Genomic DNA, 19,046 nt, shown 5'->3' with positions numbered 1-19,046 from the left:
TCCTCTGCTTTGAGATCGCCTTTACAGCGCCAGGCTCACCAGCAGCGGCACGCCGCAGCACAGCACCAGCGCGAGAAAGGCAGTGGCATACATGAGCCGGTTCACCCGGACAATGTCCAGAGGCTCCACCGGGTGGTCGGGGTCGCCGATGGTGGGCTTCTCCACCAGCTTGCCGAAGTAGTAGTTGGACCCGCCCAGCTGGATGTGGAGGGCGCCGGCAGCGGCGGCCTCGGTGTGGGCGGAGTTGGGGGATTTGTGGTTTTTCCGATCCCGGCGGAAGATCCGCAGGGCGTTGGGGCCGTCAAAGCCGGAGAACCCCGCCCCCAGGCACATGAGCAGCCCCGCCAGCCGGGCGGGGATGAAGTTCACCACGTCGTCCAGCTTGGCGGCGCAGCGGCCGAACCAAAGATATTGGTCGTTCTTGTAGCCCACCATGGAGTCCATGGTGTTCACCGCCTTGTAGACCATGCCCAGGGGCGCGCCGCCGATGGCCAGGAAGATCAGGGGCGCGATGACGCCGTCGGAGGCGTTCTCCGCCACGGTCTCCACCGCCGCCCGGGCCACGCCCGCCTCGTCCAGGCGCTGGGTGTCCCGGCCCACGATCATGGACACCGCGTAGCGGGCGCCCTCCAGGTCTCCGGCCTTCAGGGCCTTGTATACCTTCATGCTCTCCCCCTTGAGGGAGCGGGTGGCCAGCAGCTGGAAGCAGAGGATGGCCTCCGCCAGGAACCGGAGCCACAGCCCCACCTTCCCGCACAGCCACAGCACCAGCAGGGTAAAGCCGCCGGAGAACACCAGCACCAGAATCACCAGGACCACGCCCCCAGAGAGCTCTCCGCCCTGAGTTTTGGGAAAAATCTTGCGGAGCACCTTCTCCAGTCCGGCGATAAGGGCGCCGATGGCCCGGATGGGGTGGGGGAGCCAGCGAGGGTCCCCCAGCAGCAGGTCCAGGAAAAAGCCCAGCAGCAGGGCAGACAGACGCAGGGTCACGGTCATAGCTTGGCCCTCCCCACGGCGGCAAAGACCCGCAGGGCCAGGGGGTCGGTCTCCAGCTGAGCCCGGTAGCCGCTGCAATTGGGCAGCATCCAGTCGTAGTAGGACCGCTCCGGCAGGCCGAACTGGGAGAGCATGCTCATAAAGATGCCCCCGTGGGCCACCACGCCCGCCGTCTGATACCCCTTGGCGGCCACGTCGGCGGCGATCTCCCGGAGGGCCTGCGCTGCCCGCCGGTTGCAGTTCTCAATGGGCTCGCCGATCTCCAGCTCCCCGTTGAGCCACCGCTGGTACACCGGGTCCCCGTCCAGCTCGGCGTGGCACTTGCCCTCGTAGGGGCCGAAGTCGGTCTCCTTCAGGTCGTCCACCACGGTCTGCGCCACGCCGGGCCACAGGATATCCGCCGTCTGGCGGCAGCGGAGCAGAGGGCTGCGGTAGATGTGCTCCACCGGCGGCAGGGTGGGGGCCACCTCACGGGCCAGCGCCTCCCCCTCCGGGGCCAGAGGCTGGTCCAGCCGCCCCACAAAGCGGTGCTCCAGATTGCCCGGCGTGATGCCGTGGCGCACCAGAATCAGTTCCATACCGAGTCCCCCTTCAATGTCATGGGAATGCCGCAGAACATCCGCTCCACGGCGTCCGCCCGCCGGGCCAGGGCGCAGCAGAGACGGCCCACCGCCTCCCGCCAGGCCCGCTCCTCCCGGGCGATGGGCACCACGCCGCAGCCCACCTCGTCGCAGAGAATCACAACGCCGGGGTTGACCGCCAGCAGTTCTTCCAGCGCGGAGAGGTGGTCCGCCGCCGGGTTGGCCTTCACCCAGGCCTCCAGGTGGTACAGGATGGCCTTGTCCGCCGCCTGGGCCGGGTCAAGGGCCACGGCGGCGGGGTCCGCCCCCGTCTTTTTCAGCGCGTAGTCCAGCTTTCCCTGGCCCGCACCGCCGATGATCAGCCTCACAACAGCACCTCCACCCGCTGGGCCAGGGCCGCCCCCAGCACCATGGCGCACTCGCATATCTGGAGGAAAAAGCCCTCCAGGTCGCCGGTGATGCCGCCGAACTGCCGGTTGGACATCACATCGTAGTAGATAAAGCTGATGGCAGCCGCCGCCACCGCACCGCCGCCGGCCCAGTGGTCCAGCACCACCATGGCCATACCGGACAGGCACATCCACGCCACCAGTATGCCGTGGGCCTTCTGCCGGTCCATGGGCGCGGTGAAGGTGGCCAGCAGGCCGCTGCCCCGGGCGTTGGGCATGGTGACCGCCGCAATGCCGGACAGGCTGCGGGACAGCACCGGCATCAGGGCCAGAACGCCCATGGTCTCAAAAGATACCGTCTCCACCTGGCACCAGGCGGCGAAGAAGAGAATCAGATACACCCCGCAGCAGAACACGGCAAAGGCGCCGGTGTGGGAGTCCTTGAGGATCTCCAGCTTCTTCTCCCGAGTCTGGTGGGAGCCCAGGGCGTCGGCGGTGTCACAGAAGCCGTCCACATGGATGCCGCCGCTGACGGCGATGGGGATGAGCAGGGCCACTGCCGCCCGCAGAGGGGTCCCCAAACCCAGTATCCCGGCCAGCCACAGCCAGAAAAACAGCAGCGCCCCCGCCGCCACGCCCACTGCCGGGAACCAGCACAGGGCCCAGGACAGGCTCTTCTTGTCCCACTCCACCCGCTTGGCGGGCAGCTTGGAGTACATGGCCAGGGCGATCCAAAAGCTTCTCATTCCCCTTCCCCCTTCCAGCGCACCGGGATGCCGCACACAACCTCGTACACCCGATCCGCCATCTCCGCCGCCGCCCGGTTGAGCCGGGCCAGGCAGGAGAGATAGTCCGCCGTCTCCTTGTCATATTGGATGCCGTCGGAGAACAGCTCGTTGGCCACCACCACCGTCAGGGCGGTGCGGTCCTTCAATCTGCTCAGTCCGGCCAGCACCCGCGTCTCCGCGCCGGAGCGGTCTCCGCCGAACCACTCGTTGGCCGCCAGATTGGTCAGGTCCTCCAGCAGCAGGGCGCACCCGGCGGGCACATCAGCCCCTTCCAGGTTCGCCGGACACTCCAACGTGGCAAAGCCCTTGCCCGCCCGCATGGCCCGGTGCCGGTCCACCCGGGCCTGGCCCTCGGCGTCCCACACCTGCATGGTGGCCACGTATATCTTTGTTTCCAGACCGGAGGAGACGATCAGGTCCTCGGCAAAGGCCGACTTCCCGCTGCCGCTCCCGCCGGAGACCAGAATCAGCATATGGTTTCCTCTTCTCTCAGGTCAGGGGCTGGTACGCCTCGATCTGTTCGTCGGCAAAGGTGGTCATGCCGTCGTACACCGCCAGGGCCATGTCCAGCAGGGGCATGACCGCCGCCGCGCCGGTGCCCTCGCCCAGGCACATGTTGGCGTAGAGGAAGGGCTTCAGGCCCAGTTCCTCCAGCACCATGCGCCCGGCGGGCTCGTTGGATGCGTGGCTGCCCAGCATGTAGTCCACCGCGGTGGGACACAGCCGGGCGGCGGTGAGGGCCGCTGCGGAGGAGATGAAGCCGTCCACCAGCACGGGGATGTGGCAGGCCGCGCCCCCCAGGAACACGCCGCACAGCCCGGCCAGATCCAGTCCGCCCATCTTGCTCAGCACGTCGATGGGGTCAGTGGGCGTTGGGTGGTTGAGCTGGATGGCGGTCTCAATGGCCCTGATCTTCCGCCCCAGGCCCTCGCTGGATAGACCCGCACCCCGGCCCGTCACCTGCTCGGGGGGGCAGTTCAGGAACACGGAGACCAGCGCGCTGGAGGTGGTGGTGTTGCCGATGCCCATCTCGCCGGTGCCGATGAGGCCGTAGCCCTTGTCCTTCAGCTCCCGCACCAGCTTTATGCCGGTCTCCACCGCTTTGACCGCCTCTTCCCGGGTCATGGCCGGGCCCTGGGTCATGTCGGCGGTGCCCCGGCGGATATTGTACTGGCGGATGCGCTCCCCCACCACCGGACGGGCCACGCCGATGTCCACGGGGATGACCTCCGCCCCGGCGGCGGCCGCCATGTGGCAAACGCTGGTGTCGCCGCTGGACATGTTCTCGGTGACGATGGCGGTCACCTCCTGGCCGGTCTGGGTTACCCCCTGGGCCACCACGCCGTTGTCAGCGCACATGGCGATGACGGCCCGCTTGCCCAGCTTCACGGCGGGCGTACCGGTCATACCGGCGATGCGGACCACCGCCTCCTCCAGCAGGCCCAGGCTGCGCAGGGGCTTGGCGATGGAATCCCAGCGCTGCCAGGCGGCGTCCATGGCCGCCTGATCGGCAGGGACAATGGCTGCAAGTGTCTCCTCCAGAATGCTCATACACGCTCCTCCTGATATCTGGCGCATGCCGACACGAAGCGGCAGGCCGCCTCGAGGCAGGCGCGGAAATGAAAATGGGGAAATCCGGCGTATAGGGTGGGTGTGTGCCAGGCGCAGTCCCAGCTCCGGCTGCTGCCGGGCTTCTGGGCGTGGAGATCCGCGCCCGGCCGCTCACTATCCCAGTAGTGGAACTCGTGGGCGGGGAAGCCCTCCCCCGCCCGGCAGAGCAGGCCGTCCTTCTGAGCCGTCAGGGTCACATATCCAAAGCGGCCCAGCTTTCCGGTGTTGCGGGCCGACCAGGAGAACACCCCGACCAGCGGCTGGTCCACGCCCTCGCTGTCCTGCAAGTGCTCATGTAGATAGAGGAATCCGCCGCACTCGGCCACGGTGGGCATACCGCCCGCCACGGCGGAGCGGATCGCCTCCAGCATCTCGGTATTTCGGGCCAGCTCTCCGGCAAAAATCTCCGGGTAGCCGCCCCCAAGGTAGAGGCCGGAGCTGCCCTCGGGCAGCTTCTTGTCCTCCAGGGGGGAGAAGGGTACCAGCTCCGCCCCCAGCCGCTCCAGGGCGTCCAGTCCGTCGGCGTAGTAGAAGCAGAAGGCCTTGTCCTTCGCCACCGCGATGCGGGGTCTGCCGGGCACCGGGGGCGGAAGAGGCGCCGCCTCAAACTCCAGCGCGGGGGCGGACTTGGCCAAAGCCAGCAGGCCGTCCAGATCCACCGTCTCCTCGGCCTGGGCGGCCAGGGCGGACAGCTTCCCCCTCAGGTTGGCCACCTCTGCTGCGGTGACCAGGCCCAGGTGGCGGCTCTCCAGGGCACAGTCCTTCCGTTCTGGGAGAAAGCCATATGCCTTTACACCTGTTTCCCCCTGGATGGCGTCCCGCAGCCGTGGGTAGAGCATGGGGGAGATCCGGTTGAGGATCACCCCGGCGATACCGCTGTCGGCTCGGAAGTCCCTGATACCCTTCACCGCCGCCGCTGCCGACAGCCCCATGCCCCGGCCGTCCAGCACCAGCACGGCGGGGGTCACGGTGGCCTGAGCCAGGTGGTAGGCGCTGGCCTGTGTACCCATGGCCACGCCGTCGTAGTACCCCATGACCCCCTCAATGACCGACACGCCGCAGTCCCGGCCGTTCTCCCACAGGAGCTGGCGTGCCAAGTTCTCCCCGCAGAAGAACAGGTCCAGGTTGCGGCTCTTGGCCCCGATGATCTCGCTGTGGAACATGGGGTCGATGTAGTCCGGGCCGCACTTGAAGGACGCGGGGGCCAGCCCCCGGTTCACCAGGGCCTGGAGAATGGCGCAGGTGACGGTGGTCTTTCCGCCGCCGCTTGCCAGGGCGCAGAGCAGGAGCCGGGGCAGCGCCCCGCCGCTCATCCCTGTCCCTCCCCGGAGATGAGCCACACCGGGTTCTGGGCGTTCATCATGTGGTAGGGGCCCACGGTTCTGGCCTTGCTGACGGAGATCTGGGTGATCTCCACATTGGCCAGGCCCATGCCCTCAAAGCATCGCATGGCCTCCCCCAGAGTCTCCAGGGTGATGGCGGCGGCCACCACCCGGGCGGCGGGGTTCTTGCGGAACACGATGCCCAGGATCTCTCCCAGGCTGCCCGAGGTGCCGCCCAGGAACACCCGGTCGGGGATGGGCAGGCCCTCCAGGGCCCCGGGGGCCTCTCCGGCCACCAGGTGGAGGTTGGACACGCCGAATTTGGCTTTGTTCTTGGACAGGAGCTCCAGGGCCTCCTGCTTTTTCTCAATGGCAAACACGTCGCCGTCCGGGATGGACCGGGCGCATTCCACTGACACCGAGCCGGTGCCCGCGCCCACGTCCCACACCTTCTGTCCCGGCTCCAGGCGGAGCTTGACCAGGGCCAGGGCCCGAACCTCCTCCTTGGTCATGGGCACGTCCCCGCGGATAAAGTCCTCGTCGGTGAGGGTGGGGATGTAGGCCCTGCCCCGCTCGGGGCTGGGGTTGACCGCCAGCATCACGGCCAGGGGGTCGAACTCGTCCTCGGCCAGCTCCTGGGCGGTGCCGTAGGTAACCCGCTCGTCCTCATAGGACAGCCGCTCCCCCACCCACACCTTTACCTGGCCCAGGCCACGGTCCCGCAGGCGGGCGCACAGCTCCGCCGGGCCGTTGTCCCCGCCGGTGAGGAAGAAGGTCTTGGCATTGCGGCTCATCTCGGCGGCCGCGTCGCAGCTGCGGCCATGGGCGCTGACCAGGTGGACGTCCTGCCAGGCGGTGTGGATGCGGGCGCAGAAGTACACCAGGCTGCTGATGCCGGGGATGGCGATGACCTCCCGCTCCTCCTCCAGGAGGGGGTAGAGGTTCTTGGCCCCGCTGTAAAAGCCCACGTCGCCGGACAGCAGCACGCCTACGGTACAGCGGTTATCCTGGCTGAGGATACAGTCGGCGATGTCCTGGGCGGGGATGATGGCCTCCGTCTCCTTCCCCTTGTCCCGCCAGGGCTCCAGCAGACGGGGCGCACCGATGAGCAGGTCGCAGGCGTCAATGGCGTCGGCGGCGTCGGCAGTCAGGGTCCCACTGTCCCCCATGCCTACGCCGATCAGATAAACCGGGCTTTTCATGGTCGTTTCTCTCCTTTATCTCTCCATCAAAATGCCCGGGTCAGAAATGCCTTCATCTCTTCCAGGCTCAATCCGGTCTCCCGGCAGGGGCGGTCGATGACCAGCAGGGCCGCTCCCACGTCCCGGGCGGCGGCGGCCTTATCCCAGAAGCCGCCCGTCCCTCCACTGGCCTTGGTGACCATCACCCTGATGTTCAGCTGCTCTGCCATGGCGGCGTTGAGGGCCCGGGAAAAGGGCCCCTGCATGCAGATGATATGGGCCGGGGGGAACCCCAGCTCCAGGCACCGGTTCAGCGAATCGGGGCTGGGCAGCACCCGGGGAAATACCCGCTCCCGCAGGCCCGTCACAGCGTAGCAGTCCAGCTCCTTGCTGCCGGTGGTGAGGAGGATGTTGCCCTCCATGCCCAGCAGCATCCCGGCTGCGGAGGGTGCGTCGGGTGCGTGGAGCCAGCCCTCGTCCTCCGGCGGACCCTCCCGCAGCAGGCGGAGATAGGGCACCTCCGCCTCCCCGGCCGCCGCCCTCAGATTGGCGCTGACCTGTGGGGCGTAGGGGTGGGTGGCGTCCACCGCGTAGTCAAAGGTGCCCGCCGCCAGCAGGGCGGCCATGCCCGCCTGATCCAGCCGTCCGGTGTGGACCGTGACGCCCGCGCTTTCCGGGGCCAGGGCGCCGCCGTACTCGGTGGCCGCGCAGTAGGTCACCCGCTGTCCCGCCTCTGCCAGCCATTCAGCCAGCTGGCGGCCCTCGGTGGTGCCGCCGAAGAGCAGAATTTCCACGCTTTTTCCTCCTTATGCCCGAGCTGCTTACGCCTCCCGGGAGCCCACGCCCCGGTAGCCACGGGGTGTGACCATCTTGCCGTTCAGGTTCATGGTGGCGCTGCTGCCCACAAACACAGTGGTGAACATGTCCACCTTCTCGTCTCTCAGCTCCGCCAGGGTCAGGAGCTTGCACTCCTCGCCCTCACGGCCGATGTTGCGCACCCAGCCGCACACCGTGCCGGGGTCCTTCACCTTCAGCAGGATGTCGCAGGCCCGGCGCAGGTGGTCGGGACGGCTGTGGCTCATGGGGTTGTAGATACACAGGACAAAGTCCGCCTCAGCGGCGCAGGTGAGCCGCTTCTCGATGAGCTCCCAGGGGGTGAGCAGGTCAGACAGGGACACCACTGCAAAGTCGTGGGTCAGAGGCGCACCCAGCACGGCGGCGCCGCCGCAGGCGGCGGTGATGCCGGGCACCACCTCAATGTCCACCGGCGGATAGTCCTGGGCCACCTCATAGATGAGCCCCGCCATGCCGTACACGCCCGAGTCGCCGGAGCACACCATGGCCACGTCGTGGCCCTCCACGGCGGCCTCCACCGCCGCCCGGCACCGGTCCACTTCCTTGCGCATGCCGGTGGAGCGGTACTCCTTGTCGGGGAACTCGTCCTTGATCAGGGCCACATAGGCGGTGTAGCCCACCACCAGGTCGCAGGCGGCCAGGGCCTCTCTGGCCCGGCCGGTCAGGTCGGCGCCCGCGCCGGGGCCCAGACCGATTACGGTCACTTTCATCCAAAAACCTCCATACGCGCCCTGAGGCGCGGTATTTTCTTCTTATTCAAAGGTCACCCGCAGAGGCAGCAGGGCCGCCGCCACGGTGACGCCATCGGCCGCCCGTTTGCGGATGACCAGCTGTCCGCCGTCCAGCACGGCGGCCCGCTCACACACGTTGTCCACTCCGGTGACTCCCTTCACGAAGTCGGAAGGAGTGAACTCCCCCTCCGCCCGGAGCAGTTCCTCCGCGCTGTAACAGCGCAGGGGCCAGCCCCGGTGGTCGCAGAAGGCAATCAATCCGGCCTCGTCCTTCTTCAGGTCGATGGTGCCCACTCCGGCCACCGCTTTTGTGGAAAGCCCGTGTTCCGCCAGGGCCGCGTCCACGGCGGCGGCGATGGTCTCCTCGGCCATGCCCCGACGGCAGCCGATGCCCAGCCGAAGCGCTCGGGGCACCAGCCGCAGGCCGGTCTCAAAGGGCAGCGGGGCCGTCTTTACGGTGACGGAAAAGCCGATATTCGCCCCTCCCGCCGTCACGCCCTTGGGCAGGGCGCCGTCCACCGGGAAATCGCTTACAAAGCCCACAGCTTCCCCGTCCAGCAGGGCGGCGGAGACCGCCTTGGCGGCCGTTCTGTCCTCAATGGCGAAGCCCTGCCGGGCGGCCCACTGGTCCACGGCGAAAAGGCCGTTGACGTCGGTGGCGGTGGAGACCGCCGCCTGTCCGCCGGTGAGGGCGGCGATGCGCCGGGCCAGGTCGTTGGCGCCCCCCACGTGGCCGGACAGGAGAGGCACCACCCAGCGCCCCGCCTCGTCCACCGCCGCCACGGCGGGGTCGGTGAGCTTATCCTTCACATAGGGCGCGATGGCCCGAACGGCAATGCCGCAGGCCCCCACGAAGATCAGGCCGTCCGCCCGGGCAAACTCCCGGGCCGTCCAGTCCGCCAGGCTGTCCATGGCGGGCAGGTCCAGCGCCGGGGCCAGTCGGGCGGGGACGGACAGGGAGCAATCCTCCCCCTCCGCCGCCAGGGCCGCCGCCAGCCGCTTCCCCAGCGCCGCCCCACGGGCGGTGAAGGCGGCCATGGCCAGCTTCATCCCTCGGTCCCCTTCCGGCAGCCGTGGGTGAAGGTGGGGTCGTAGAGCTTGGAGCGCTCGTACTCGGTGCCCAGGAAGCCGCCCACGGTGATGAGGGCGGTCTTGGTGACGTGGTTGTCCCTGGCGGTCTGGGCCAGGGTGGATACGGTGCAGCGGTACACCCTCTGGTCGGGCCAGGTGGCCTTGTACACAATGGCCGCCGGGGTGTCGGGGGCATAGCCGCCCTTCATCAACTCCTTCTCCACATCCTCCAGCAGGCCGGTGGACAGGAAGAGCACCATGGTGCAGCCGTGGGAGGCCATCTTGGCCAAAGCCTCGCCCTCGGGTACGGGCGTGCGGCCCGCCATGCGGGTGATGATAACGGACTGCGATACATCTGGCAGAGTATACTCCGCGTTGAGGGCCGCGGCGGCGCCGGAGAAGGAGGACACGCCGGGGGTCACGTCGTAGGACACGCCCATCTTGTCCAGCTCATCCATCTGCTCCCGGATGGCGCCGTAGAGGGAGGGGTCGCCGGTGTGGAGCCGGATGGTGGTCTTGCCCTCCCGCTCGGCCTGCTCCATGACGGAGAGCACCTCCTCCAGGGTCATGGACGCGCTGTCGTACACGGCGCAGCCCTCCTTGCGGCCCTCCAGCAGGGCTGGGTTCACCAGGGAACCGGCATAGATGATCACGTCGGCCTCAGCCAGCAGCCGGGCGCCCCGCAGGGTGATGAGATCAGGTGCGCCGGGACCGGCGCCGATAAAGTGTACCATATCAGTGAGCCTCCGTTTTTTGTTATCTATCATGTTCCGCCCGGTGGCGCGCCAGCAGCCGCGCCGCACCGGGGGTCTGTCCCAAAATGCCAAACCGGTTGGAGAAGAAGAGAGCCTCGATCTCCATGTCCGCCCCCGCCCGGGCCTTGAGCCGCCTGTCCAGGGCTGCCGACAGGGAGGCCATCACGTCCTCCTTCAGGCCGGCCTCCTCCAGCAGCGCCACCCCACCGTCGGTGGTGGGGGCGTCAAAGACCCGCTCCACCAGGGCCCGGTCCCCGCCGCACAGGGCGGTGTGGGCGGCCATGGTCTCTCCCCGGCCGTCGGCGGTGCGGGAATGGGTGTTCATGATGCCCGCCGCCACCTTCACCAGTTTGCCCAGGTGGCCCACCAGCAGCAGGGACCGGAACCCCAGCCCCCGGGCGTGGTCGATGGCCTCGCCCACGTAGTTGCTGCACAGGGCCCATCGGTCCAGGCTCAGCCCCAGCACGTCCCGGGCAAAGTCCTCACCGTAGTTGCCGGGGGTGACCAGCACGTCCTCCGCCCCGCCGGAGCGCACCAGGTCCAGCTCCAGGTGGACCGAGCGGATGAGGGCCTCCTCGCTCATGGGCCGGACGATGCCGCTGGTGCCCAGGATGGAGATGCCCCCCTGGATGCCCAGCCGGGGGTTGAAGGTGCCGCCAGCCAGCCGCTGGCCCTCGGGTGCGGAGATGATGACCCGCACTCCGCCGGTCCCGCCCCACTCCTTCAGCACATCCTCGGCCTGCTCCCGGATCATCCGCCGGGGTGTGGAGTTGATGGCCGCCGCGCCCACAGGCTGGTCCAGGCCGGGCCTGGTCACCCGGCCCACGCCCTCGCCGCCGTCGATCTCCACGCCGGGCGCGTCCGTCCGCTCCACCCGGGCGCAGATCAGGGTGCCGTCGGTGATATCCGGATCGTCGCCCCCGTCCTTGCGCACGGCGCAGGACGCCCAGTCCGGCCCGGCGGAGAGCTCCAGCAGCTCGGCCTCCACCGGGATGCCCGCCGGGGTGTCCAGCCGGACGGCGCTCAGCCGCCGCCCCAGGAGCAGCAGCTCCGCCGCGCCCCGGACCGCCGCAGCCGCGCAGGTGCCGGTGGTATAGCCGCAGCGCAGCTTTTTGTCCCCCACATCGATATAGTGTTCCAGCTTTGCCATAGCGCCTCCCGGTCTGGCAACAAAGAAACGGGCCCTTTCCAATGGAAAGGGCCCGCGTTTTACGTATGCCAGTACCCTCCACCTCAGAGTACGTACCGAACTGCGGCAGGTCTCCTGGCTTGCGCTTCACCCTCCAGCGTCCCTTCTCGGCTATGCCAATGGACTGACGCTCTCGTCCGCGCTTACAGTAGAGGTAAGACTGCGCCGGAGTTTCACCGGTCTTCCCTGTTAGGCGGCTTTATGCCGCACCGCATCCGCACTGTTCTATTCAACTCGCTCCAAAATCCGCCCGATCAGGCAGACTAAGGCGGGGACAGGAGACCATTTGAAAGAAAAAACCGTCTTGGCTTTCATCCTTCTCAACAAAATTCTCTCCGGCCCTCACCGGTTTTTTAGCATATCATAAACGCTCCTGCAGCGCAAGACCATCCGCTCTTTTTACCAAAGATCCTCCTTTTTTTACCACGGACCACATTCTCTTCTCTGCCAAGGAGGCGGAGATGCCGCTTTCGGCGAAAAGGCGGGAAAGCCGCGCTTTTACGGCTTTCCCGCCCCAATGACGTTCTTATGCGCTTTTCTCAGTAACCGGCGCCCGTGGCGCTCTCCGTACCCGCAGGACCGGCGATGATCTTGATGCCCGCGCTGGCGCCCAGGCGGTTGGCGCCGGCCTCGATCATGGCCACCGCGTCCTCATAGGTGCGGATGCCGCCGGAGGCCTTCACGCCCATATCGGGGCCCACGGTCTCCCGCATGAGGCGCACGTCCTCCACGGTGGCGCCGCCCTTGGAGTAGCCGGTGGAGGTCTTGACAAAGGCCGCGCCCGCCTTCTTGCTGATCTTGCAGGCCTCCACCTTCTCCTCGTCGGTGAGCAGGCAGGTCTCCAGGATCACCTTCACGGCCGCCTTGCCGCCCGTGGCCTCCACCACGCCGGCGATGTCCCGCTCCACCAGGGCCCAGTCGCCCGACTTGATGGCGCCCACGTTGATGACCATGTCCACCTCACGGGCGCCGTTGGCCACCGCGTCCCGGGCCTCGAAGGCCTTGGCCTCGGGGGTCTGGGTGCCGAAGGGGAAGCCGATGACGCAGCAGGGGGTCACGCCGCTGCCTGCCAGCTGCCCGGCCACATAGTGGATGTAGGACGGATTGACGCACACGCTGGCAAAGTGGTGCTCTTTGGCCTCGTCGCACACCTTCTTGATGTCCGCCACGGAGGCCTCCGGCTTGAGGAGGGTGTGGTCGATGTAGGCGGCGAGGGACGCGGGGTCCAGGTTGCTGTGCTTGTTCATTTCCACTGCCATTCATTCCTTTCCTGCGACGAAATACCCGCCGCGCCCTGTCTCATGCGGCGGCTTCCCGTGCTTTTACTTCTTTATTAAGGATATCATACCCCCGGCATCTCTTACAAGGCCAGCAGTCCATTTGTGGAAATTTATGTCCTGCAATTGGCCAGCACTTCGGCCAGAGCCTCCACGGCCTCCTTCTCGTCCTCGCCGTCGGCGGAGAGGATCACCTCTTCCCCCTGGGCCAGGCCCATGGCGAGGAGCATGATGATGGATTTCCCGTCGGCCACCACGTCCTCTCCGGCACGCTGGACCCCGATCTTGGCCTTGAACTTGCCCGCCTGGCTGACAAAGTCAGCGGCAGGCCGGGCGTGAAGCCCGCTCCTGTTCTGGATGGTGATCTGTTTGGAATACATGCCCAGTCCCCTTTCTTCCGGTACGTTCCGCATATCTTAACCGGCGCCGCTGACGCGCCGTCAGGTCACAGCTTGATGGGGCAGGGCTTTCTATTCCGGTACACGGTGTAGTATTCCCAGCCCAGGTCCCGCAGCAGCTGGCAGCCCTCGCCCAGGTGGTCGCCCAGCCAGTTGGGGGTGTGGGCGTCCGAGCCCACGGTGACGTACTCGCCGCCCAGCTCCCGGTAGCGCCGGAGGATGGCGGCGGTGGGGGTGGTGCGCTCCCCCATGCGGTACCGCCAGCTGGCGGTATTGATCTCCAGGCCCTTGCCGTCGGCCACAGCGGTGCGGAGGATCTCGTCCACCAGGTCGGTGTACAGGCTATCGTCAGGTATATAGGGCGCGTAGCGGTCCACCAGATTCAGGTGGGCCAGCACGTCGTAGTCCTTGAACTGCTTGATGCAGGACAGGACGTACTCGTAGTAGTGCCGGAACACCTCCTCCGTCCTGGAGAAGGGGTCCCGGGCCATGTCGTCAAAGGTCCGCTCCCGGTCGGAGTGGAAGGAGGCGAGGATAAAGTCGTAGTGGTAATCCCTGGCCGCCGCCCGGCAGCGGTCCATGGTGTCCCCGTCCAGGACGCCCATCTCAACGCCCTTGAGCACCTCCAGCCGTCCGGCATACTGCTCCGCCAGGCGCTCCATGGCCCGGTGGTACTCAGCCGTGGGCTGGCCGGTACGGAAACGCAGGGTGGGGTAGTCGGGGTTATAGTGATCTGTAATGGCCATACCGGTGATACCCCGGCGGATGGCCTCCTCCGCCATGTCCTCCATGGGGGTCTGGGAATCGGGGGAAAACACGGTATGCGTGTGCATATCGTAAAGCTGGAACATGGGACTGAACTCCTCTCTCAGCAGCCGGGCATACCGTCCCGCCAGGCGGCATGCCTTCCCTGCACGCCGGATACGCCGCGGTATCCCATCTGTCTTATCCTTTTATATCGGTTATCAGTATACCCCATCTTCCGCCGCGCCGTCAAACAGAAGACCAGGCCGATTCCGGCTCCGCTTTTGTGCTGAACGGCAAAAGCAGGGCGCGCGGCATATACCGCGCGCCCTGCTCTTAGGGGCAGTTTATTCTGCATCAGATCTCTGGAGCGATCTCTCTCCCGCCTCAGGCGGACAGAGTCATGGTGCACTCCCCGATCTCGTAGGTCTCGCTGGTACCCCAGCCGGAGACAACCTCCTGGTGGGCGGGGATGGTGATCTGGGTGCCGGCGTCGCTCTCGGTGATGACAGCGGTCATAGGCTCGCTGCCGTTCAGGGTGATGGTCACGCTGCCGTCAGCGGAATCCTCCACGGTGCCGCTGATGGAGAGGGTGCCGTCGGTGCTGGTCACTGTGCAGGTCTTGTGGGAGTAGTCCACCACCATCTGGGCCTCAGTGGCAGTGGGCGTGCCGTCCACCACCAGCTCGTAGCTGCCGGTATAGGTGTCGGCCACCAGCTCCTCCACCGTCACGTCGAAGGTGGCAGTGGCGCCCAGGAAGCTGGCCGTCACCGTCTTGGTGCCGGGGGTCTCGGAGTCAAAGCCGCTGTAGGAGATACGGCCGTTCCAGATGGACTCCTCGGCGCCGTTGCCGCGGACCGCGGTGGCCACCAGGGAGGTGGCGTCAAAGCTGTCGCCGGTGTAGAACACGGGCAGGGCGGAGGAGTCGATGGTCAGGCTCTGGGCCTTGGTGTACACCTGGCCATAGATGTTGATGTTACGGGTGATCATGCCGCCCATCACGCCGTAGCTCAGGCTGGCCTCCCAGTTGTAGGCGCCGTGATCGGTGTCGAAGATGTACACATCCGCGTCGGCGCCGCCCTCCACGTTGGTGGGACGGAGGGTGCCGTCGGCATCCTGGTTGCCGGTGATGTGGATGACGAAGTTGTACTCGCCGTTCTCATCGTAGTTGTACCAGTAGCCGTACACATAGGACACCGTGCCGCTGCCCACGGAAGTGGTGGGGCCGCTGAAGGAGCCGTACATGGAGCCGTCGGTGCAGCAGTACATATCCAGGCAGGCGGGATCAACGATGGTGCTGAAGCCCTCGGTGTACTGGCCCTCGAAGTAGTAGGCCACCTGGCCGTCGGCCTCCTTGGCCTCCCAGGTCTCCATGGGAATGGCAGCCAGATCCTCAAGGGACATATCCTTGAAGGTGTTGTCGGTATAGTTCACGCTGACACCCTCGGTATTCTCTGCGGTAGCACCGCCGTCGCCGCCTTCAGTGCCGGAGGCAGGCGTGCTGATGCCGCCGTCCATGTTGAAGTACACGCCCACGCACACGGCGATGACGCACAGCAGCACGGCAGGCGCCACAGCGCCCACAGGGCTGGACTTGGTCCCCTCGGGCTGCGCCTCGGACTCGTCCCGGGTCTGCTTGAAGAAGCAGGCCACCACGCTCAGCAGGCAGCAGACCAGGGTGCCCATCATGTAGAACACACACAGGCCCGCATTGCCGCCGGCGAAGGTCACGTTGTTGATCACGTCAGCAAACACGAAGTACAGCTGGACGACCACAAGATAGAGTGCGATATTGTAGATGATGGCCTGGATCAGTGCTCCAAAGCGAATGGGGAAGATGAAGAGCACCACTGCGGCGGCCACGCCCGCCAGGAGCACCACGCCGGGTGCGGTTCCGTCATGCCCCAGAGGGGCTGCCGTCGCCTGGGTCGCCAGGAACACGATTGCCGTGACCAGAGCTACCAGAGCTGCGACCAGAGAGAGATAGCTGCCGGCCGCCTTGTTCTTTATGCCCATTTTCAGCATCAGTTTCCACCTCCGTCAATTCCGCCCAGCCGAGCTTTTCCTGCGGGAAAAGACATCGGTATAGGTATGCAGCACGTACATGACAACAGCGGCAACAGCCAGCGCACAGAACACGGCGTCCACCGAGATAAGCATGATCTGCCACCAGGGCATCGCGTCGCTCACCACCAGGTCCTCGGCAGAGGAGTTGCCCATGGAGGACTGGAGCATGACGTAGTAGAGATAGTGGTTGGACTCCAGCACCTTCTCCAGCAGGTCGCCGTCGTCGGTGGAGGTGATCAGCTCCTCGATCTGAGTGGGACGGGCGGTATCCAGACAGAAGATGTTGTTGCCCGCCATCAGCATTTCAGGAGCGGAGGAGTACTCGGAAGCGGTCAGAGCGTCGTCGATGATGTAGCCGCCGTAGTTCCACTCGTCCCGCAGGATGTGCTGGATGCCCTGGCTGGCCGCGGCGTACATCACGCCGATACGGTTGTAGGCGGTCATCACGCCCAGGGACTTGCTGCCGTCCTGCTCGCCGTTGCTGCTGGACAGGGAGCCCTCAAAGGCCCGCATGTAGATCTCGCGGATGGACTGCTCGTTGGCAAAGGTGGAGATGCCCTGACGGCCGGCCTCCTGCTCGTTGAGGAAGAAGTGCTTGATGGTGCCGATCAGGCCCTTGCTGCGCATGCCCTCAGAGACATTGGCAGCGGCGTAGTAGGTGAGCATCGCGTCCTCGGAGAAGTACTCGGAGCTGCGGCCGGAGTAGGGGGAACGGTGGATATCGCAGCCGGGGGCGTAGGCAATGGGGATGGAGGCGTACAGAGCGTCCTCGCCGTACATCTGGCCGAAGCGGTACTGCAGGTCATGGTCCCAGGAGGCCGCCACGATGGGCAGGGTGGCCCAGCCGGTGCAGTTGCGGCGGTCGCCGTACTTGAACTGGCCGTTCATGCCCTCGGGGCCGTCCACGATGGTGCAGCCGGGCTTGTTGACGGCCTTCACGGCCTTGATGCCCTTGGAGTCGCCCATGTTGATGAGCAGCTCGCTGAGGGTGAGCTGGGAGAGGAAGTCGTCCCACTTGGGATCGTCAAAGTCCACGCCCTTCATGTCGATGAAGTCGATCTTCTCGTCCAGCGTCACGCCCAGCTGGAAGTCGGAGACGCTCTTGGCGTCATCAGCCTTGGTGTAGAACTGCATGTTGAGGCCGTCGTAGAGCTTGTCGTTGACGGTGATGGTCTCAACGGTCACGGGGTAGGTGGTGTCCCAGGCGCTGCGGGACAGGTAGGTGACCTTCTCGTCGTCGTTGACCCAGTAGTTGATGTCGGCGTCGTCAAAGGTGTTGGTGACGGTGACGCTGCTGTCGTAGCGGGACTGACGGTACTTCTCGGTGTCCACGGTGGCGTTGGTGGAGGTCCACTTGGCGGCCGCGGCGGTGTTGCCGGTGACCACGTTGCCGTCCTGGTCCACCAGCTTGCCGCTCACCTCGTCGCCGCACTTGAGGGCCAGAACGTTGTTCAGGGCCTCGTGGGCGCCGTTGCCGACGGCGAAGTAGTAGTCGCCGGCATCCAGGATGTAGCCCTTGGCGTTGTTGGCGTCATAGGAGGCCAGGAAGTAACCGGGCACCTCCAGGGTGACGGTCTCGGAGGCGCCGGCCGCCACGTCAACCTTGTCGTAGGCCAGCAGCTGGATGGAGGCCTTCTCGATGCCGTTCTCCTTGTCGTAGTCGGTGTAGGGGCTCTGGAAGTAGAGCTGGACGCTGGCCTTGCCGTCCATGTCGCCGGTGTTGGCCACGGTGACAGTGGCGGTGAAGGTGTCGGCGTCGGCGTCATACACCAGGCTGTCCATGGTGTACTCGTAGGTGGTGTAGGACAGGCCGAAGCCGAAGGGGAAGCAGACCTCCTCGGCGTAGTTCCAGCCGTCGGTGGACGCCTTGGCGCCCACGGAGGAGCTGGCGTTGCCCTGGCCCAGAACGGTGTCCTCATACCGGGTCTCGTAGTACTTGTAGCCCACGTAGATGCCCTCGTTGTAGGTCACGAAGCTGTCGCCGGCCGCCCGGGGCGTCTTGCTGCCGTAGTCATAGGAGTGCAGGCCGAAGTTCTCGGCGGAGGGGGCGGACAGGGAGTTGGCGGCAAAGGTATCCACCGTGTGGCCGGAGGGGTTGACCTCGCCGGTGATCACACGGACGGCGCCGGGCATGCCGTAGAAGCCGGGGTTGCCCACCCACAGCACGGCGTCCACGTCGTACTCCTCCAGCCAGTCCAGCTCCATGGCGAACACAGAGTTGAGGATCACAACGACCTTGTCGAACTTGCCGGAGTCCTTGATCATCTGGAAGATGGCCCGCTCGTCCTCGTCCAGCTCCAGCATCCGGGCGCCCTTGTCGTTGACCATGGCCAGGTCGTTGCCCTCAGTGGCGAAGCGGGAGAGGGTGACAAAGGCCACATCGCTGTAGTCGTCAAAGGAAGCCTGAACGCTGTCGGTGTAGACGGCGGGGTCATACTCGCCCACGTGGGACACGCTGCGGGCGCCGGGGTCCTCAGCGGAGGAGTAGGCGTCCAGCACCGTCTGGTTGACGTTGAAGCCGGCGCCCTTCAGGGCGTCCACCGGGGTCTGCTGATACTCCTTGTTGGTGGAGGAGCCGCCGGCGGTGCTCCGGAACACAGGGTCCACGCTGCCGCGGCCGAAGGCGGTCACGTTCCGCTCGTCCTCCGACAGGGGCAGAGCGTTGTCCTTGTTATAGAGCAGGACGCTGCCCTCTTCCTCTTCCTGCTCGCAGAAGTCGTAGGCAGCTTCAATGTACTTGGCATAGCCCTCGTCCGACAGGGAACCGTCGTCCGTGAACTCGGTTCCGCCGTAGGTAGCGCCGGAGCCCTCAATGCCCAGCGCGTGGTTGATCTCGCCCTCCTGCTGGAACGCGACGGCAGTCCCGGTCAAAGTAAGGTTTGCGATCAGGATTGCTGCACCAGCCAGTCCGAGCCAGCGCTGGGACTTTTTTGTGGTTGCCTTTCGTGCCATCAATTTGACCTCCTTAACACGTTTGGAACATGGCCGAACCCCTCTGAAAGCGGGCTGTGCACCGCCCGTTTTCGGAGGGTTCCGGCCCGGGGTGGCCGCGCCTCTTGCGGGGTGCGGCCGGGTCGGAAACGTTTCCTCT

General features: G+C 66.1%; 18 protein-coding genes and 1 riboswitch. All 18 genes read right to left on the bottom strand.

The features are described from left to right. Nucleotides 1-21: 21 nt before the first annotated feature. The 18 genes from cbiB to Q0K23_RS02835 all read right to left on the bottom strand — a co-directional run bounded on the left by cbiB (nucleotide 22) and on the right by Q0K23_RS02835 (nucleotide 18,907). Nucleotides 22-996, bottom strand: a complete 975-nt coding sequence (gene cbiB / locus Q0K23_RS02920; protein WP_294517661.1) for an adenosylcobinamide-phosphate synthase CbiB — start codon at nucleotides 994-996, stop codon at nucleotides 22-24. Beyond that, nucleotides 993-1,574, bottom strand: coding sequence for a histidine phosphatase family protein (locus tag Q0K23_RS02915; RefSeq protein WP_294517658.1), 582 nt, complete (start codon nucleotides 1,572-1,574; stop codon nucleotides 993-995). The genes cbiB and Q0K23_RS02915 overlap by 4 nt, the downstream gene beginning before the upstream one ends. Further along, nucleotides 1,565-1,945, bottom strand: coding sequence for a bifunctional adenosylcobinamide kinase/adenosylcobinamide-phosphate guanylyltransferase (locus Q0K23_RS02910; protein WP_294517656.1), 381 nt, complete (start codon nucleotides 1,943-1,945; stop codon nucleotides 1,565-1,567). The genes Q0K23_RS02915 and Q0K23_RS02910 overlap by 10 nt, the downstream gene beginning before the upstream one ends. Continuing rightward, on the bottom strand, nucleotides 1,942-2,712 hold the full coding sequence (locus tag Q0K23_RS02905; RefSeq protein WP_294517654.1) for an adenosylcobinamide-GDP ribazoletransferase: 771 nt from the start codon (nucleotides 2,710-2,712) through the stop codon (nucleotides 1,942-1,944). The genes Q0K23_RS02910 and Q0K23_RS02905 overlap by 4 nt, the downstream gene beginning before the upstream one ends. After that, a complete protein-coding gene (locus tag Q0K23_RS02900) occupies nucleotides 2,709-3,227 on the bottom strand; it encodes a bifunctional adenosylcobinamide kinase/adenosylcobinamide-phosphate guanylyltransferase (RefSeq protein WP_294517650.1) in 519 nt (172 codons plus the stop codon). Before Q0K23_RS02900 ends, Q0K23_RS02905 begins: the two co-directional genes overlap by 4 nt. A gap of 16 nt (nucleotides 3,228-3,243) precedes the next feature. Further along, complete coding sequence (gene cobT, locus Q0K23_RS02895; protein WP_294517648.1) at nucleotides 3,244-4,305, bottom strand: nicotinate-nucleotide--dimethylbenzimidazole phosphoribosyltransferase; 1,062 nt, start codon at nucleotides 4,303-4,305, stop codon at nucleotides 3,244-3,246. After that, the gene (locus Q0K23_RS02890) at nucleotides 4,302-5,678 is read right to left on the bottom strand and encodes a cobyrinate a,c-diamide synthase (RefSeq protein ID WP_294517645.1); all 1,377 of its coding nucleotides are present in this window, start codon (nucleotides 5,676-5,678) and stop codon (nucleotides 4,302-4,304) included. Before Q0K23_RS02890 ends, cobT begins: the two co-directional genes overlap by 4 nt. Then, nucleotides 5,675-6,889, bottom strand: coding sequence for a precorrin-6y C5,15-methyltransferase (decarboxylating) subunit CbiE (gene cbiE, locus Q0K23_RS02885; RefSeq protein ID WP_294517643.1), 1,215 nt, complete (start codon nucleotides 6,887-6,889; stop codon nucleotides 5,675-5,677). The genes Q0K23_RS02890 and cbiE overlap by 4 nt, the downstream gene beginning before the upstream one ends. Nucleotides 6,890-6,915: 26 nt before the next feature. Further along, complete coding sequence (cobK, locus tag Q0K23_RS02880; RefSeq protein WP_294517641.1) at nucleotides 6,916-7,662, bottom strand: precorrin-6A reductase; 747 nt, start codon at nucleotides 7,660-7,662, stop codon at nucleotides 6,916-6,918. Between the two features lie 27 nt (nucleotides 7,663-7,689). Next, nucleotides 7,690-8,433 carry a precorrin-3B C(17)-methyltransferase gene (gene cobJ / locus Q0K23_RS02875; protein ID WP_294517639.1) on the bottom strand — a complete coding sequence of 248 codons (744 nt, stop codon included), beginning with the start codon at nucleotides 8,431-8,433 and terminating at the stop codon, nucleotides 7,690-7,692. A gap of 42 nt (nucleotides 8,434-8,475) precedes the next feature. Then, the gene (locus Q0K23_RS02870; RefSeq protein ID WP_294517637.1) at nucleotides 8,476-9,504 is read right to left on the bottom strand and encodes a cobalt-precorrin 5A hydrolase; all 1,029 of its coding nucleotides are present in this window, start codon (nucleotides 9,502-9,504) and stop codon (nucleotides 8,476-8,478) included. Beyond that, a complete protein-coding gene (gene cobM / locus Q0K23_RS02865; RefSeq protein WP_294517633.1) occupies nucleotides 9,501-10,259 on the bottom strand; it encodes a precorrin-4 C(11)-methyltransferase in 759 nt (252 codons plus the stop codon). The genes Q0K23_RS02870 and cobM overlap by 4 nt, the downstream gene beginning before the upstream one ends. Nucleotides 10,260-10,281: 22 nt before the next feature. Next, complete coding sequence (gene cbiD, locus Q0K23_RS02860) at nucleotides 10,282-11,430, bottom strand: cobalt-precorrin-5B (C(1))-methyltransferase CbiD (protein ID WP_294517631.1); 1,149 nt, start codon at nucleotides 11,428-11,430, stop codon at nucleotides 10,282-10,284. Nucleotides 11,431-11,516: 86 nt separating this feature from the next. Next, a riboswitch (cobalamin riboswitch) is annotated at nucleotides 11,517-11,698 on the bottom strand. A 310-nt stretch (nucleotides 11,699-12,008) separates the two neighbouring features. Beyond that, nucleotides 12,009-12,698: a deoxyribose-phosphate aldolase gene (gene deoC / locus Q0K23_RS02855; RefSeq protein ID WP_294517706.1), complete on the bottom strand. Its 690-nt coding sequence runs from the start codon at nucleotides 12,696-12,698 to the stop codon at nucleotides 12,009-12,011. Nucleotides 12,699-12,859: 161 nt separating this feature from the next. Continuing rightward, nucleotides 12,860-13,126, bottom strand: a complete 267-nt coding sequence (locus tag Q0K23_RS02850) for an HPr family phosphocarrier protein (protein WP_294517629.1) — start codon at nucleotides 13,124-13,126, stop codon at nucleotides 12,860-12,862. Nucleotides 13,127-13,191: 65 nt separating this feature from the next. Beyond that, nucleotides 13,192-13,995: a histidinol-phosphatase HisJ family protein gene (locus tag Q0K23_RS02845; RefSeq protein ID WP_294517627.1), complete on the bottom strand. Its 804-nt coding sequence runs from the start codon at nucleotides 13,993-13,995 to the stop codon at nucleotides 13,192-13,194. A 280-nt stretch (nucleotides 13,996-14,275) separates the two neighbouring features. Then, nucleotides 14,276-15,913 (bottom strand): bacterial Ig-like domain-containing protein, encoded by a 1,638-nt coding sequence (locus tag Q0K23_RS02840; RefSeq protein WP_294517625.1) that lies wholly within the window; start codon nucleotides 15,911-15,913, stop codon nucleotides 14,276-14,278. A 15-nt stretch (nucleotides 15,914-15,928) separates the two neighbouring features. After that, on the bottom strand, nucleotides 15,929-18,907 hold the full coding sequence (locus Q0K23_RS02835) for a glycoside hydrolase family 3 protein (RefSeq protein ID WP_294517623.1): 2,979 nt from the start codon (nucleotides 18,905-18,907) through the stop codon (nucleotides 15,929-15,931). Nucleotides 18,908-19,046 lie beyond the last annotated feature (139 nt).

Source organism: uncultured Pseudoflavonifractor sp. (assembly GCF_944387275.1).
GTDB lineage: Bacteria > Bacillota > Clostridia > Oscillospirales > Oscillospiraceae > Pseudoflavonifractor > Pseudoflavonifractor intestinihominis.
This window is presented reverse-complemented; position numbering and strand designations above follow the sequence as displayed.